General features: G+C 72.4%; 13 protein-coding genes and 1 pseudogene. 1 reads left to right on the forward strand and 13 read right to left on the reverse strand.

Annotation, left to right across the window (positions count from 1 at the left end; all coding sequences use genetic code 11):
* Window positions 1-41: 41 nt before the first annotated feature.
* The 10 genes and pseudogenes from SROS_RS52975 to SROS_RS47485 form a co-directional block, all read right to left on the reverse strand.
* Window positions 42-2627 (reverse strand): excinuclease ABC subunit UvrA, encoded by a 2586-nt coding sequence (locus tag SROS_RS52975; RefSeq protein WP_148269118.1) that lies wholly within the window; start codon window positions 2625-2627, stop codon window positions 42-44.
* A gap of 214 nt (window positions 2628-2841) precedes the next feature.
* Window positions 2842-4353, reverse strand: coding sequence for an NADH-quinone oxidoreductase subunit N (locus tag SROS_RS17845; RefSeq protein WP_148269119.1), 1512 nt, complete (start codon window positions 4351-4353; stop codon window positions 2842-2844).
* Between the two features lie 76 nt (window positions 4354-4429).
* Window positions 4430-5926 (reverse strand): complex I subunit 4 family protein, encoded by a 1497-nt coding sequence (locus SROS_RS17850; protein WP_245564665.1) that lies wholly within the window; start codon window positions 5924-5926, stop codon window positions 4430-4432.
* A complete protein-coding gene (locus SROS_RS52980) occupies window positions 5923-7758 on the reverse strand; it encodes an NADH-quinone oxidoreductase subunit 5 family protein (protein WP_012890350.1) in 1836 nt (611 codons plus the stop codon). Before SROS_RS52980 ends, SROS_RS17850 begins: the two co-directional genes overlap by 4 nt.
* Window positions 7755-8060, reverse strand: coding sequence for an NADH-quinone oxidoreductase subunit NuoK (gene nuoK, locus SROS_RS17860; RefSeq protein WP_012890351.1), 306 nt, complete (start codon window positions 8058-8060; stop codon window positions 7755-7757). The genes SROS_RS52980 and nuoK overlap by 4 nt, the downstream gene beginning before the upstream one ends.
* A gap of 1 nt (window position 8061) precedes the next feature.
* Window positions 8062-8805 carry an NADH-quinone oxidoreductase subunit J gene (locus SROS_RS17865; RefSeq protein ID WP_012890352.1) on the reverse strand — a complete coding sequence of 248 codons (744 nt, stop codon included), beginning with the start codon at window positions 8803-8805 and terminating at the stop codon, window positions 8062-8064.
* Window positions 8802-9710 carry a complex I subunit 1 family protein gene (locus SROS_RS17870; RefSeq protein WP_043652254.1) on the reverse strand — a complete coding sequence of 303 codons (909 nt, stop codon included), beginning with the start codon at window positions 9708-9710 and terminating at the stop codon, window positions 8802-8804. The genes SROS_RS17865 and SROS_RS17870 overlap by 4 nt, the downstream gene beginning before the upstream one ends.
* Window positions 9703-10995: a hypothetical protein gene (locus tag SROS_RS17875; protein ID WP_148269120.1), complete on the reverse strand. Its 1293-nt coding sequence runs from the start codon at window positions 10993-10995 to the stop codon at window positions 9703-9705. Before SROS_RS17875 ends, SROS_RS17870 begins: the two co-directional genes overlap by 8 nt.
* On the reverse strand, window positions 10992-11339 hold the full coding sequence (locus SROS_RS17880; RefSeq protein ID WP_012890355.1) for an NADH-quinone oxidoreductase subunit A: 348 nt from the start codon (window positions 11337-11339) through the stop codon (window positions 10992-10994). The genes SROS_RS17875 and SROS_RS17880 overlap by 4 nt, the downstream gene beginning before the upstream one ends.
* A gap of 288 nt (window positions 11340-11627) precedes the next feature.
* Window positions 11628-11867, reverse strand: a pseudogene (locus SROS_RS47485) (ISKra4 family transposase); the annotation flags it as partial.
* Here SROS_RS47485 and SROS_RS17885 point away from each other — a divergent pair.
* The gene (locus SROS_RS17885; RefSeq protein ID WP_043652257.1) at window positions 11842-12294 is read left to right on the forward strand and encodes a hypothetical protein; all 453 of its coding nucleotides are present in this window, start codon (window positions 11842-11844) and stop codon (window positions 12292-12294) included. The pseudogene SROS_RS47485 and the gene SROS_RS17885 sit on opposite strands and share 26 nt — an antisense overlap.
* 619 nt (window positions 12295-12913) lie before the next feature.
* On the opposite strand, the gene SROS_RS17895 is transcribed toward SROS_RS17885, so the two are convergent.
* From SROS_RS17895 to SROS_RS17905, 3 genes are all read right to left on the reverse strand, one after another.
* A complete protein-coding gene (locus tag SROS_RS17895) occupies window positions 12914-14206 on the reverse strand; it encodes an alpha/beta fold hydrolase (protein ID WP_012890358.1) in 1293 nt (430 codons plus the stop codon).
* 183 nt (window positions 14207-14389) lie between these two features.
* Complete coding sequence (locus SROS_RS17900; RefSeq protein WP_281048013.1) at window positions 14390-14695, reverse strand: DUF4158 domain-containing protein; 306 nt, start codon at window positions 14693-14695, stop codon at window positions 14390-14392.
* 234 nt (window positions 14696-14929) lie between these two features.
* Window positions 14930-16309 (reverse strand): MFS transporter, encoded by a 1380-nt coding sequence (locus tag SROS_RS17905; RefSeq protein WP_012890359.1) that lies wholly within the window; start codon window positions 16307-16309, stop codon window positions 14930-14932.
* Between the last annotated feature and the right edge of the window lie 36 nt (window positions 16310-16345).

A 16345-nucleotide genomic window follows, 5' to 3' on the forward strand; every position in this document is an offset into this window, starting at 1 on the left:
GCCCCGGCGCCGGGCCGGCCGGCGGAACGGGCGCGCCGCGGTCAGCGGGCGGCCACGCCCCGCCGTCCGCCTTCCCGGCGGGCCAGCCGGCGGGCCAGGTACGGAGCCGTCGCGCTGTCCCGCGCACCCGCCACCACGTGCGGGGGGCCGGCCGCGACGACGCGCCCGCCCGCCTCGCCGCCACCGGGCCCCAGATCGATCACCCAGTCCGTACCCGCCACCACGTCCATGTCGTGTTCCACGAGCACCACCGTGTTCCCCGCCGCGACGAGCCCGCGTAGCTGCGCCACCAGCAGGTCGACATCGGCCGGGTGCAGCCCGCTGGTCGGTTCGTCCAGGACGTACAGGGTGTGGCCCCTGCGCACGCGTTGCAGCTCGCTGGCCAGCTTGACGCGCTGCGCCTCGCCGCCGGACAGGGTCGTCGCCGGCTGCCCCAGCCGCAGGTATCCCAGCCCGACCTCCGACAGCACCTCCAGGCTCCTGACCGCGCCGGGGACCTCCCGCAGGAAGTCGCGCGCCTGCTCGACGGTCATGTCGAGCACGTCGGCGATGGAGCGCCCCGCCACCGTCACCCGCAGTGTCTCGGGGTTGTAGCGCGCGCCGTGGCAGACCGGGCACGGGGCGGTCGCGCCCGGCAGGAACAGCATCTCGATGAAGATCGACCCCTGCCCCTGGCAGTTCTCGCACCGTCCGCCGGGGACGTTGAAGGAGAAGCGGCCGGCGTCGTAACCATGGCGGCGCGCCTCCGGGGTCGCGGCGAAGAGCCGGCGGACGGCGTCGAACAGGCCGGTGTAGGTGGCCAGGTTCGACCGCGGGGTGCGTCCGATCGGCCGCTGGTCGACGCGGACCAGGCGGCGGATCGGCTCCAGGCCGGTCGCCGCCACGTGGGTCACGACCTCCTCGGGCGTGGAGCCGTCCGGCCCCGGCCCCGGGAAGGTCGTGGAGCCGTCCGGCCCCGCGCGCCCGCCGCCTCCCTCGTGCCCGGCGCCGGTGTCCTCGCCCTCGCGGGCGCCCAGCTGTCCCGGGTCGTCGGCGTCGGCACCCAGGTGCTCCGCGACGACGCCGGTCAGCACCTGGCTCACCAGCGTCGACTTCCCCGAACCCGAGACACCCGTGACCGCGGTGAAGGTGCCCAGCGGGAAGCGCACATCCAGGTCGCGGAGGTTGTGACGGGTGATGCCGCGCAGTTCCAGCCAGCCGGAGGGACGGCGCGCGTCCCGGTCGCCGGTACGGTCCGCCTGCTCGAAGAGGTATCGGCGGGTGGCCGAGCCGGCCACCCGCGCCAGGCCCGCGACCTCGCCGCTGTACAGCACCCGCCCGCCGTGCTCCCCGGCTCCGGGGCCGACGTCGACGATCCAGTCGGCCTGACGCATGACATCCAGGTTGTGCTCGACGACGAACAGCGAGTTGCCCGCCCCCCGGAGCCGGCGCATGGCCTCCAGCAGCGCCTCGGTGTCGGACGGGTGCAGGCCGGCCGACGGCTCGTCGAGCACGTACAGCACTCCGAACAGGCCCGACCGCAGCTGGGTGGCCAGCCGTAGCCGCTGCAGCTCCCCTGACGAGAGCGTCGCGGTGGACCGGTCCGTACTCAGGTATCCCAGCCCCAGCTCGGCCATGGTCCGGATGCGCTCCAGCAGGTTGCCCGCCAGCGCCGCCGCGGCCTCCGCCCGCGCGTCCGGCGGCCCGGCCGCGTCGAGGTCGCCGGCGCGGGTCGCGCCGGAGAGCACCTCGGCCAGCTCCGTCAGGGGCAGGGCCGCCATCTCGGTGATGTCCCGGCCGGCGAAGCGTACGGCCAGCGCCTCCGGACGCAGCCGTCTGCCCTCGCACACCGGGCACGGGGAGGAGAGCAGGAACCGGGCGGCCCGTGCGCGCAGGGAGGCGCTCTTCGTCGTGGCGTAGGTGTGCAGCACATACCGCCGGGCGCTGGAGAAGGTCCCCTGGTAGTCGCGGGCCACCTTGCCGGCGTCACGCACGGGGTGGACGGTGACGACCGGCTGCTCGTCGGTCATCAGGATCCACTCGCGCTGCTCGGCGGGCAGCTCCGACCACGGACGGTCGACGTCGACTCCCAGTTCGACGAGGATGTCGCGGTAGTTCTTGCCCTGCCAGGCGCCGGGCCAGGCGGCGACCGCGCCCTCACGGATGCTCAGGCCGGGGTCCGGAACCAGGCTCTCCTCGCTGACCGTGTGCACCCGGCCCAGGCCGTGGCAGTGCGGGCAGGCCCCGATCGGGGTGTTCGGCGAGAAGGAGTCGGAGTCCAGGTGCTCCGCGCCGGGGGGATAGGCGCCGGCGCGGGAGAACAGCATCCGCAGCACGTTGGAGAGGTGGGTCACGGTGCCCACCGACGAGCGGGCGCTGCCGCCGCCCCGGGCCTGCCGCAGGGCGACCGCCGGGGGGAGGCCGGTGATGTCGCCTACCTTGGGAGCCCCCACCTGCTCGATGAGCCGCCGGGCGTAGGGGGTGACGGACTCCAGGTAGCGGCGCTGCGCCTCGGCGTAGACGGTCCCGAAGGCCAGGGACGACTTCCCCGAACCCGACACCCCGGTGAACAGGACGATGCGGTCCCGAGGCGCCTCGACGTCGACGTGGCGCAGGTTGTGCTCCCGCGCGTCCCGCACGCGGATCATGGGATCCGTCGCGTGATCCGGCAGGCCGGCCGGCGGGTGCGTTCCGGATCCGGTCATCCCGGCGCTCTCAGCGCGGCTGTCCGACCGGACGGGCGGAACCGGCGCCGGGACGGTACGCCGCACGTGCTTCCGATCATGGAGCCAGTATATTCGCAGCTCAACTCGCTTACCTGTGGCGTCCTGGCCCGGTGCCGCCCCGCCGGGAAACCGTGCGCTACCAGCCACGGGCGAGCACGAGCCCGCTGGCGACGCCCAGGAGGACGGAGGCTCCGGCCGCGACGTGGGCGACGCGCGCGGCGCCTCGCGACACGCCCCCCGCCGCGCGCGGTCCCGGCCTCCCTGGATCGCCCGGCCCCTCCGCGCGGCGCGGTCTCCCCGTGCCTTCCGCTCCTTCCCTGCCTTCCGGTTCTCCCGATCCTCCCGGTTCTCCCGATCCTCCCGGTCCCTCCGCTCCTCCCGGCCGGAACGCCGGGACGATCCATCGCAGGTAGTAGAAGACGCTCGCGACGGTGTTCGCCGCCGCGACCACGGCGAGCCAGACCTGGCCGGCGTCCCAGGCGGCGGCGAAGGCCAGCAGCTTGCCGACGAAGACGGCGGTCGGCGGGGTTCCGATGAGCCCGAACAGGCATACGGCGAGCGACGCGGCGAGGCCGGGGGAGTGCCGCGCCAGGCCGGTGTAGCCGCCCAGCGAGTCGCGTCCCGTGGCGACGACCACGGCGAAGGCTCCCAGATTGGTGACGGCGTACGCGCCGAGGTAGAACAGCAGCGCCGGAGCGGCGAGGTCGCTGCGTCCGGCCGCGACGACGGGCAGCAGGAGGTAGCCGGCCTGGCTGATCGTCGAGTAGGCCAGCAGCCGCCGCACGTTGTCCTGGAAGAAGGCGGCCAGATTGCCCAGGGTCATCGTCGCCGTGGCGATCAGGGCCAGCAGCAGCCGCCAGTCGGCGGCCGAGGCCGCGAGGAACTCGTCCGCCATGCGGAACAGCGCGACGAACGCGCCGACCTTCGGGACCGTCGTGACGAACGCTGCGACGGCGGCGGGCGCCCCCTCGGCGACGTCCGGCACCCAGAAATGGGCGGGCACGCCGCCGATCTTGAAGAGCACGCCGGCGAGCAGGGCGACGAGGGCGCAGGCCACGGCGGCCCCGGGGACCCCGGCGAGCCGCTCGCCCAGCGCCGCATAGGTCGTCGAGCCCGCGAGGCCGTACAGCAGCGTCACTCCCGCCAGCATCGGGACGCCGAGGAAGGCGCCCATCAGGTAGTACTTGAGCGCCGCCTCGGTGCCGGGCGCGTCCTTCGCGAAACCCGCCAAGGTGTAGGCGGGGATGCTTGCCAGGAGGTAGGCCGCGACGAAGACGAGCAGGTCGCCGGTCCCCGCCAGGATGATCGCGCCCAGGGCGGAGAGCAGGAGCAGGACGTAGGCCTCGGTTTCGCGCCGGCGTCCGCGCGCCCAGCCGGACGCGAGGACGACCACGAGCAGGGTGGCGAGCATGACCGTGGCCCGTGTGACGTGGGTGAGCGGGTCGAGGGCGTAGGACCCGAAGGCCATGCCGCCGGGCCGGGTGGCCGCGAACGCGCCGGCGGCCAGCCCGCCCGCGAGGCCCAGGGCGCAGATCCACGCCACGATCGGCTGGCGGTGACGTGGCAGGAACATGCCGGTGAGCAGTCCCAGGACCGCCCCGCCGAGCAGGAACAGCTCCGGGAGGAGGTCGAGGGGATCGTCGTTCATCCCGTTCATCGAAACTCCCCGAGCGTGGAACCCCGCGGCTTCGGTCGCGGGGTGGGCTTCGGCCGTGGCGAGGGAGTCAACGGCTCACCAGGGAGACCACGGCGGCGGAGACCGGTTCGATCATGTCCAGCAGCCACCGGGGAGCGATCCCGATGATCAGGGACAGAATCATGAGCGGCGCCACGGCGGCCAGCTCGTCGGGCCGCACGTCGGTGACCCGGGGCGTCAGCTCTCCCGGCCGTCCCAGATACACCTTGTGCAGCATCCGCAGCAGCAGCGCGGCGGTGATGAGGACGCCGGTCACGGACAGGGCCCCGGCGACCACGCCGCCGGGTGTCCCGATGCCGATGACCCCGGCGAAGATCTGGAACTCGGCGATGAAGCCGGACAGCCCCGGCAGGCCGAGGGAGGCGAAGGCGGCCACGGCCGTGAGCCCGGTGAAGATCGGAGCGGTCGCGGCGATTCCGCCGAACCCGTCGAGGTCGTAGCTGCGCGCGCGGTCCCACAGGACGCCGGTGAGCAGGAAGAGCGCGCCCGTGACCAGCCCGTGGCTGACCATCTGGGTGACGGCCCCGCTGACCGCCAGCTCCCTGGCCCGCGCGTCCCCGGCCACAAGGCCCGCGGCGCCCAGGGCGAGCACGATGTAGCCCATGTGGTTGACCGAGGTGTAGGCGATCAGCCGTTTAAGGTCGTCCTGGGCCAGGGCGACCAGCGCGCCGTACAGCACGCCGGCCACTCCGGCCACGACGAACACCCAGGCGTGGCGCTGCCAGGCGCCGGGCAGCATCGGCATCGCGATCCGGGCGAAGCCGTAGGTGCCCATCTTCAGCATCACGCCCGCGAGGATGGCCGATCCGGCGGCCGGGGCGTCGGTGTGCGCCGGCGGGAGCCAGGTGTGGAACGGCACGGTCGGCGTCTTGACCGCCAGCCCCACGCCGACGGCGAGCAGCACCAGCCCGGCGGTCCCGGGGGCGCCCGCGAAGGGCGGGGCGCGGGTCAGGTCGACCATGTCGAAGGTGCGCGGGTCGCCGCCGAGGTAGAGCCCGATGAAGCCGAGCAGCAGGGCGAGCGATCCCAGGAAGGTGTAGAGGAAGAACTTCAGCGCCGACCGGAGGCGGTCGCCGTGCCCCCATCCGGCGATCACGAAGTACATGCCCACGATGGACAGGTCGAAGAAGACGAAGAACAGCAGCAGGTCCAGCGCGGCGAACAGGCCCAGGCAGACCGTCTGCAGGGACAGGAAGAGCGCGGCGTAGGCGCGGGCCCGCCGGGTCCCGCGCAGTGAGTAGATCGAGCACACCAGGAACAGCAGCGCGGTCATCGCCATGAGCGGCAGCGACATCCCGTCGACGCCCACGTGGTACCCGGCGCCCACGGACGGGATCCAGCGCATCCGCGTCTCGTAGCCGATCCCGCCCTCGTACCCCACCCACATCACGGCGACCAGCAGCAGGTCGGCGGCCGCGGCGGCGATCCAGACCCGGATCGCCGCACGCGCGCCCAGCCGGGGCAGGAGCAGGACTGCGGCGGCCACGGCCAGCGGCAGGAAGATCACGGCGGAGAGCACGCTCACCTCACCAGCGCGATCAGGACGGCCAGCAGGACGAGTCCCACCGCCGCCTGCGCGAAATAGGTGTGCACCTGGCCGGTCTGCGGGCGCCGGGCCAGAGCGGCGAGCCCGGCCACACCCGAGGCGACGGCGCGGACCGCGCCGTCCGCACCGGCCTCCCCCCATCTCCTCGCCAGCCGGGCCGCCGCCATCCCGGCCCGCGGGACGCTCCGGACCGCGCCGTCGACCACCCGGTCGTCGAAGCGCGCCAGTGACCGCGCCAGCGCCGTCAGCGGCCGCCACACCACGGCGACCGCGGCCCGCTCCAGATACAGCCACTCGCCGAGCACCCGGGGGGCGGGCAGCGCCCGATCCCGTACGGCCAGCACCACGACGATCGCCAGCGCGCCGGACAGCAGCAGCTCACCGCCGCCCGGACCGGGCTCCGCGGGGGCTCCCAGCAGCCTCCGCCAGGCGTCGAAGGCCGCGGGCGGTCCGACCACGCCGGATGCCGCCGCCACCAGGGCGAGCACGGGCAGCGGCAGGCGTTCCAGGAGACCGACACGATGGGTGCCGGGCTGCTCGGAGTCGTCCCGTGTCCCGGCGTCCCGTGGGCGCCAGACCGCGAACACGGCCTTGGCCGCGTAGGCGGCGGCCAGCAGCGCGGCGGCGAGCGAGACGAGATACAGGGGCGGCGACCGTTCGGCCACCGCGGACAGGACGGCGCCCTTGGTGACCCACAGCGACAGCGGCGGCAGCCCCGCCAGCGCCAGGGCCCCGATCGCGAAGGTGACCCCGACGAGCCGGTGGCGCCGGGCCGCGCCGTGCAGCTCGGTCAGGTCCTTGGTGCCCAGGGCCGTCAGCCACGCCCCGGCGCACAGGAAGAGCAGGCTCTTGACGGCGGCGTGCGCGACCAGATGCGCGGTGCCTCCGGCCACCGCGGAAACGCCGGCGGCGAGCACCATGAAGCCGACCTGCGCGCAGGTGGACGCCGCCAGCAACTGCTTGAGATCACGCTGGGCGACGGCCACGGCTCCGAGCAGCAGCGCCGTCAGCGCGCCCACCCAGGCGACCAGCGGGCCGGCCCAGCCCGTCGCGGCGAGCAGCGGCTGCACGCGCAGCAGCAGGTAGGCCCCGGCGGCGACCATGGTGGCCGAGTGGAGCAGCGCCGACACCGGGCTCGGGCCCGCCATAGCACGCGACAGCCAGAAGGAGAACGGCAGCTGGGCCGACTTGCCCAGCGCGGCGGCGACGATCCCGGCGGCGATCAGGTCGCGCCAGGGCCGTGCGCTCCCCGCGAGCCCGGCCATGTCCAGCGACCAGGCCGAGGCGAGGGCGCAGCCGGCGGCGAGGTACAGGCCCATGTCTCCGGCGCGGGTGGTGACGAAGGCGATGCCCGCCGACCTCACCCGATGGCCGTCGCGCCACCGGAAACCGATCAGCGCGTACGACATCGCCCCCATGACCTCCCACGCCATCAACAGGAGCGCGAGATCGGTGGCCGTGACGGTGGCCAGCATGGCCCCGGTGAACAGCAGCATCAGCCCGGAGAACCGGCCGCGATCCTCGCGGATCTGCCCGGCGGCGAAGACGAGCACGGCCAGCGCGATCGCGGACACGGTGACGACCGTCACCGCCGACAGCCCGTCGACCGCCGGCCCCGCCCGCAGCCCGGCGAACAGCGTCGTGGAGGACTCGGGGCGGGTGATCGCGGCGAGCACCGCCAGGGCGAGCGTCGCGGCGGCGATCGCGACGGCCGTCATCGGCGCCGCCCGGTCCGCCCGGTGGCCGGCCAGCACCAGGAGCCCGCCCGAAACGACCGGCAGGCCGGGAAGCAGCCAGGCGAGCGCGCTCATCCCCTCAGATCCCCGGCGTCGTCGGTCATGTCCACGTCGCGCGCCCGGAAGATCGCCGTGGTGACGGCGAAGCCCATGGCCATCTCCAGGGCCATGACGGTCACGGCGACCAGGACCAGCACCTGGCCGTCGGCGCTCGCCGGGGCCACGTGGTACCAGAAGGCGCCGGCGGCCACGATCAGCCCGTTGATCATGAGTTCGAGGCCCATCATCAGCATGACGATCGCCTGCTGCGACAGCGCGCCGTACAGGCCGACGGAGAACAGGGCGGCGGCGAGCAGCAGGAAGGCCTGAAGTCCCATCTCAGCGGTCCTCCTCGTGACGGAGGCGCGGGCGGTCGCCGCGATGACGCGCCCGCTCTGCAGGGGAGGGGGAGGGGAGGTCCGGGGGAGGGGAGGAGGGGAGCGCCCGGGGAGGGGACAGGTGGCCGGTCGGAGCGCCACCGCCGCCACCGTTACCGCCGCCGCCACTGTTATCGCCGTCGCCGTCGCCGTCGCCGTTACCGCCGCCGCCGTCGTCGCCACTGTCATCGCCGCCGCTGTCGGCGTCGTAGCGGCCCCGGTGGGTCGCCAGCACCGTCGTGGAGATCATCGTGGCGAGGATGGCCACCCCGACGACCATCATGACGAGCATCTTCGGCCCCATGATCGACAGGCCCAGTGCATGGGTCGGATCGGCCGGTGGGCTGCCCCGGCGCCGAGGCCAGGGAGTGAGGAACACCCCGGCCACCAGGAGGACGAAGACTCCCGCGGCGATGAGCGGGGCTCCGCGAGCGTTGTGCACCATCTTCATCGGCATGAGGCCGGCCGGGTTCATCATGAACATGATCATGAAGACCGCCATGATCAGCATCTCCATGACCATCATGAGGACGATCAGAACGCCCAGGTACGACAGGTCGATCAGGAGGAAGACCAGCCCCACGCAGATCAACGACGTCAGCAGGGCGAACGTCGCCCGCGCCATCGAGTCGACGACGAACACCGCGACGCCCCCGGCCACCGAGAGCGTGGCGAGCATCCAGAACGCGGCGGACTGGAGCGTCAAAGCACCACGATCCCGACGACGAGCATCTGCAGCAGCGCGGCGGGGATCAGCACCAGCCAGGACAGCCACGTGAAGCGGTCCATCCGTACGGCGGGCAGCCGGTGCCTGGCCCACACCAGGACGGCGAGCACGGCCACCGTCTTGAGCGCCGTCCACAGCCACGGCGGCAGCGCCGGACCGGCGCCGCCGCCCAGGAAGAGCGGGACGGCCGCCGCGGCCGCCACCGCGAGCAGCGTGTAGCGCCCCGCCTGGAAGACCAGCCGGTCGGGCCCGGACAGCTCGGCCCGCACCCCGCCCGCGATGTCGGAGCCCATCGGCCGGTCCATCGGCCCCCAGAAGGCCATGGCGAGAGCCGAGACGAGATAGACGGCGAACGCGACCGGCATCCACACGGCGAACCAGAGCCCCCGCTGCGCGCCGGCGACCTCGCTCAAGCGCAGGGAACCGGCCCCCAGCGCCGCCGTGATCAGGGCGAACATGTGCGGAAGCTCGTAGGCCAGGCCCTGCGCCACGGCCCGGTACCCGCCGATCAGCGGGTAGACCGAGTTGGCGCCCCACCCCGTCAGCCAGAGCGCCCCCCAGACGCAGACCTCCATGGCGTTGAACCACACGACGCCCACCGCCAGATCCGCCACCGGCCTCCCGCCGAGCGGCAGCACGATGCCGGCCAGCACCGCGACGACGGGAAGGCCGCAGACCCCCGCGCGCATCAGCAGGGTGTCGGACAGGAGGGTGCGCCGCCGCTGCCGGACCAGCAGCCGCGCGGCCTCCCGGAGCGGGTCGCCGGCGGACCTCAGCCGGATGCCCGCCGTCAAGGCCGCGTCGAGGGCGGCGGCGCCCCAGGCGAGCACGGCCAGGGCGCCGATCAGCGCGATCGGCGCCCACAACGGCGTCATCTCAGGCATGAAGGGCCCCGTACGCCGACGGCACCTGGTCAAGGTCCGGGTCGAGGCTGGCCACGATCAGCCGCGCGGTGGCGAGCTCGGCGCCGGCGAGCAGGGTGGGCAGTACGGCCAGCAGGGACTCCGAGAGCCGCTCGCCCACGGGTCCGCGAGGCCCCTCGTCATCGGCCAGCCGTGACCGGTCGTCCAGATCGCCCAGCGCCGCCTCCGTCCCGGCGAGCCATCGCTCCATCCGGGCCACCACGTCTCCCCGCACCCGTACGGCGGGCCCGTATGAGGCGTCGACCGTTCCCAGGCCGCGCAGCATCCAGCGCAGGGGCCGCGAGCGCCGCACCCGGCGGGCGAACCGTGTGAAGTCCTCGGCGAGCCCGTCGTCCGGCCGCTCCCACAGCAGGCGGTCGCGCAGCCGCCGCGCCCGCGTCGCCGAGCTGTCCCAGCCGGATACCGCCAGCAGCCGCCCGAGACTGTCCAGGTGGGATGCCGCCCTGCGGCGGGCGGCCTCCCCCCGGGTCACGTGCCGGCCCGCGAGGGCCGCCAGCCAGGGCGCGTCCCAGAAACGCTCCACGCCCGACCCGCCGGAAATCCGGACCCGGGCCCGCTGGATCACGTCCCCCTGCAGGACGGTCTCCACCACCAGCCCGGCCGGCCAGTCGGGCAGCACCGGGCCCAGCGGGACGTGCAGCCGGTCGAGGGTGAGGCCGTCACGGTCGGGGCCCCTGCCAGCCATCCGCAGCCCCCCGGGACCGTCCATGCCGTCCCCGTGGCCGTGCGCGTGCCCGTCCCCGTCCCTGTCCCCGTGTCCGTGTCCGTGTCCGTTCCCGTGTCCGGGACCGTCCACGTCGTGCCCGTCCCCGTGCTCCTGCCAGCCGTCCCCGTTCCCGCGTCCGGGACCGTCCACGTCGTGCCCGTGCGTCCGGCCCCTGTCCCGGCGCGACTGGTGCCTGACGCGCTCGGCCGCGTCGCGGCGCTGGGCGGGGCCGTCGGCCAGGCGGCTCGCCGCGCCGTCCAGCGCGCCGGCCACCTGCTCCGGCCAGAGGTCTTCCCGCAGCTCGACCCGTGCCCTCGGGCAGGGCGTGTCCGCCCAGACCGTCTCCACCGCCCGGGTGAGGGCGTCCTCGGGGGAGCCGCAGACCACGAGCAGGTCCGCCACCGCCGGCGTGCCGGCGGGCCGCCAGCCGCGCCGCGCCAGCTCGGCCTCCGCGAGCAGCCGGACGCGGGTTCCGTGCGGAGCCGCGACGGTGACGGGCCGCGGGCCGCCCGCCGCGTACTCCAGGAGCCACTCGCTCACGCCCATCGCAGCGCCCCCTCGCGCCAGGCGTACACGACGCCGACCATGAGCAGCCCGAGGAAGGCGAACATCTCCACCAGCGCCCCGGCTCCGACCTCGGCGACCACCACGGCCCACGGGTACATGAAGACCATCTCCATGTCGAAGGCCAGGAAGAGCAGGGTCACGGCGTACCAGCGGACATGGAAGCGGGACAGGGCGTGCTCCCGCGGGCGGGCGCCCGACAGGAAGGGGCCCACGTCGAGGGTTCCCCGGGGCGCGAGCAGGAGCGAGGCGGCGTACACGCCGATGATCCCTCCGGCGAGCACGACCAGCAGGCCGAGAACGGCCGCCCAGGGTTCCATGGATCTCTCCCCATGCGTTTACTAAGATCCATAGTCCCCTGTCGCAGTGGCGCCAACCGTCCTGAGCTGCCCTTTCGCTGGACTGACCTGCATATATCCTGTCGGTCATATCACCGCAAAACGGCATGCAATTCCTTTCCGACAAATCCTGCTATGAGACGTAGTAGTTGATGCGTGCCCGTCACCGGATCGGGGCGGCCCGCACGTGCCAGGGCCCGATCCGCCGCCGGATCCCGGAAACCGCCGGACCCCGGAAAGGGTGTAGCTCTTTCTCAGGGACTGAGCTGATCAAGCAGTGAGGCCGAGTTCGGCCTGGTAGCGGGTCTGGTGAACCCGGTAGTGCTCTTGAGCAAGGTGGAAACGCCAGTAGGCATCGAAGTCGCCGTTCGCGATCACAGCCCGGAGCGTGAGAACCGCCTCGGCACCGGGCAGGCCCCATCGGGTGCCGGTGATGTCCAGACGATCTTTGACCAGATGGCGGCAGGCTCCCTCGATGACACCGGTGGCGATCGGCCAACCGGACGCCAACGCCGCCGGCATCCTTGCGAGCCCCGGCCGCCGCCCGCCGTTCAGCAAGGCGTGCTACCTGACCGGCGAGAGCGTGTTCGCGCCCGAGCCGGCCCGGCACGCCGACGCGTACTACAACCAGGTGGCCGCCGCCCACTGGGATGGCTGGGGTGAGGGTCCCGCCCGGGAGACCTTCGTGCACAAGGAGTTCCGCGGGGTGCACTTCGTGACCAACGGCTACGACTTCCGGTTCCCCAGGACCGACGCGTTGCAGCCAGCGGAGTGCGCGGCCATCACCCTGCTCGACTACTTCAACTGCAAGCTCGGCGACACCGCGTTCCGCGCGCTGTGCCGGACGGAGGTGATCGAGGCTGAGGATGCCGGCTGGATCCCGGAGTTCCTGCGGGACGACGAGGAGTACGACTGGGACGACGAGGACGAGGAGTGAACGGCCGGACCCGGCCCGCGCCGCGCCGGGCCGGGTCCGGCGGCAGGGACGGTGACTTTCAGAGGGATGACGTCAGAGCGATGGCCGAAATCTGTCGCGCCGTCCCAGCCGTGATCGTCCCGTTCTCGACCGCCGAGGTCGTGCACCAGTGCTCGAACTCCCGCCAATGCGACCGTGAGACCGACACCAGCGCGTTGCGGTACTGCTCCCCTTCCACCGTGAACGTGTTCCAGCGGTGCATGGTGGCACACGCTCCGAGATCGGCGGGTGCCGTGGGAGGCCGGACCGGGAACTGGAGCGCGATATGGTCATCGGCGCGGTGCCGGAGTCCGGCGGCTGCCAGCGTCCGAGCGCCATTCTCGGGTGGCCCCCGGTCGGGTCGTCCCGGGCGTCTCAGCCCGGGGCTCCCACAGAACCGTGCGTAACAATCTCTCGTTACACGGCTCTTGTCGTTCTGGTCACCAAACGGTTGGGACCGTGTCCACCCAGATCCAGTGGGCGAAGAACCTCGGCCGTGATTTCACGACCATCTCCCACTGGGCCTGGGCTTTCCTACGGCCCCGGCCAGGTGGGTCCGGTTTCGCAACCGGGCGGAGCGGCTTGTGCGATAAGGCGAGTTTCATGGTGTTTCGCGTATCAGGGCGATGAGGTGGTCAAGGACGGCTCCGTTGCTGGTGCGTAGGCCGTTGTGTTGGTATTCGTTGGTGATCCAGGGCCTCAGGCCGTGGATGGTCTGGGCGGTGCTGATCGACAGGTCACGGTCGAGGTACATGTCGTCGTAGTAGATGGCGGCGGCGACGGGCACGGTGTTGGCGCGCAGGCGGCCGGTGTCATAGAGGGCGGGCCAGGTCGTACGTTCGGCGATCAGGTGTGCGGCCTGGCGGAACGGCCGTAGCGCCGGGTCGGTGTCGAACATCCAGGGGTAGATCATCTCGCCGGTGAACAGGACGGGCGCGCCCGAGTCGAGAGCTGCGGTGGCGTCGAAGGCGGGGAACTCGCCCCGGATGCGTTGAGCCGACCAGTGGGTGGCGCCTTCCCCTTGGGCGTAGGTCGCCTCATGCAGCAGGGAGTACAGCGGTCCCCCGGCGATTCGGGACAGTTCCCAGTCGACCTCGGACAGAAAGGCGTCTGATGGTTCGGTCCCGCCGGTGAAGGGGTCTTCGAGGAGATAGTGCAGGCGGCGGCTGCCGTCGCTGCCGCCGAGGAGGTTGCCCAGGGACTGAAAGGTCCCGACGGTCAGCGGCCTGCCGCTCGGCAGGACGACCTGATGGTCCCGCAGGTACCGGGCGACGGTACGGGCTTGCTCGCCGTCGCCCGGGAAGCGGTCGAAGTGTTCAGCGTTCTTGGCGACGACCCGGGGATACAGCGCGCGATAGACGTCGTCGGCGGTAGCACGCACGCCGGGTAGCCCGCCGGTGATGAACGCCTCGGCCAGCCCCTGCGGAGCAAAGGAGAGGTAGGTGACCGTGCACAGGCCACCGAAACTTTGCCCCAGCACGCTCCACGGCCGGTCCCCGATGAGTGTTCGGCGGATAATCTCGGCATCCCGCACGATCGCGTCGGCGCGGAAGTGCGACAGGTAGTGCGCCTGGGCGTCCGGGTCGCCGACCTGGGCCAGGAAACGGCGGTCCACGGGGGTAGATCTGCCGGTGCCTCGCTGGTCCAGCAGCAGCACACGGTAGTCCTGCAAGGCCCGGTGTAGCCAGCCTTCGCCGCCGAGTGGGCGGGGGGCGGCCGCGCCGGGGCCGCCGCCCAGGAACAACAGCCAAGGAAGGTCCCGGCCCGCTTTTCCAGCGGCGCGCACTTCGCGCGCATACACCTGGATCTGCTGGTCATCGGGCCGGTCATGATCAAGAGGGACGGTGAAGGTGTGGTCAGTGAGCACGGTGCCGTATCGGCGTGATGTCGTCATGTTGCTGTCTCTCTGGTCAGGCGGGACCGGTGGGAAAGAGAACGCGTGGCTCTGGGTCGAGTCGGGTGGTCGGTGTGTGGTCGGGTGGGGTGAGGTTGATGATCCAGGCTTGATGCCGTCCCCATGGGGGATGGCACCGCAGCCCCTTGGGCACTCACCAACCGCCGGTCTGGATCGATGAGGTCAACACGTCTCACACCGGGCGTGGACGAGCTCCTCCAACGCCACGTTGATCAAGTCCGCCGGGTTGTCCTTCGTCTGGACCGCTTTACGAATCGCGCTTTCGGCGATCTGGCGTACCCGGGCGGGCTCGCACACCACGTTCAGGCGGTCCCGCACGAACTGGCGATGCCGTTTGGCCGACCGCTCGGCGCCCGCCACCAGCTCGACGTTGGCAGGCAGCTCCAGCGCCTCGCGCACGTACTCGACAACGACCTGCGGCACGACATCCCAGCGGCGATCAACTCTCCCGGCCGACCAGCGGGGCACGATCTTTGCCTAGGACTCAAGGTCCAGTAGCTGTGAGTGCTCACCCGCCGGCGGCTGTCAGGCCCGAGTCTGCCTCAGCGACGGACTCGTTGAGAGTGATTAGTAGCTCGTCGAGGCCGGCACGGCGAAGGTGCGGTCGGCGGCCGTGCGCACGGTCCTGGTGCACGCTGCCGCGGCGATGGTGCACCTCGGTGGGCGCTCCGGCACACCGTCGCGCCCGCCGTACAGATGAGATCAGCCGATGACCGCGTTCGCCGTCGCCGCCTCGGAGGCCGGGCTGCCGGCGCGCCGCGCCCCGTGGCGTGCGGCCGCGACCGCGAGCGTGGCGGTGAGTGCCAGCATCAGCGCATAGCCGCCGGCAGGGCCGTAAAGTTGATCGGCGAGGGTCGCGGCGGTGACGGTGAAGGCGCCGCCCAGGGTGGTGATGGTGTTGGTGAGCCCGGACGCGGCACCTGCTTGTGCGCTGTCGACGACGCTGAAGGCCATCCGGTTCAGTGGGACGAAGCTGGCCGGCAGTCCCGCGCCGACGAGGAATCCGCCCGCCACGAGCCATCCCCAGGAGGGCGCGACGATGCTGAGCCCGGCCAGGGAGGCGAGCCCGAGCGCGAGCGCGCCGGCCCCGAGGCCCAGGGTGGTTCTGCTGCCGTAGCGGCCGATGAGCTTGTCGGTGGCCAGCGCGACCAGCAGCGCGCTCACCGACATGGGCAGCACCGCGAGGGAGGCCTGGGTGGCGGAGACGTTCAGGACCTGCTGCAAGTGCTGGGAGAAGACGAACATGGTGCCGATCATGATTCCGTTGGCGGTGAACAGCCCGGCCGCTCCCCACCGGTAGGCCGAGGTCTTGAACAGTCCGACGGGGATGATCGGATCGTGCGTCCGGCGCTGGTGTGCCACCGCCGCGCCGGCGATGGCCAGGCCGCCCAACAGGGCCGCGGCGCCGATCCAAAGGTGAGCCTCGATGACGCCCAGGCCGAGGAGCAGGCTGGTCGCGCCGATGGCGGCGACGAACGCCGGCGCCACGCGGGGCGCCCGTTGCCCTGTGCGCTCGGCGCGGATCACCTTGACCGCGGGCGGGAAGAGGAGGACGACGGCGACGACGTTGATCCAGAACACGCTGGGCCAGTCCAGCCAGGCGATCAGCGGTCCGGCGCTGAGACTGCCGACGACTCCGCCGATGACGCCGAGGGTGCTCCAGACGGTCATGGCGATGGCGCGCCGGCGGGGTTCGGTGTAGGTGGCGACGACGATGCCGAGCGCGCTGGCGGCGAGGACGCCCGCTCCGGCGCCCTGCAGTGCACGTGCGGCTACCAGGAGCGCGAGAGAGGGAGCGATCGCGCAGAGCAAGCTTGCCACCGTGAAGATGGCAAGCCCGCCAAGGAAGGTCGCCCGCCTGCCCAGACGGTCGGCCCATGCCCCTCCGGGCAGGAGGAAGGCGCCGAAGGCGAGCAGGTACGCCGACAGCACCCACGCCAGCGCCGGGCCGTTGCCGAGGTCGGCGCCGATCTGGGGTACCGCGATCGTGATCACGGTCGCCTCCAGCAACACCAGGAACTGCGCGGCCCCGGCCACGGCCAGGGTCGACCACGCCCATCCAGGCTCTGGCTTTAGATTCATAAAGTCAGAGCCTAGTGAGCTGGCTTCAAATTGGTC

This window comes from Streptosporangium roseum DSM 43021 (assembly GCF_000024865.1).
In the GTDB taxonomy this organism is placed as follows: Bacteria; Actinomycetota; Actinomycetes; order Streptosporangiales; family Streptosporangiaceae; genus Streptosporangium; species Streptosporangium roseum.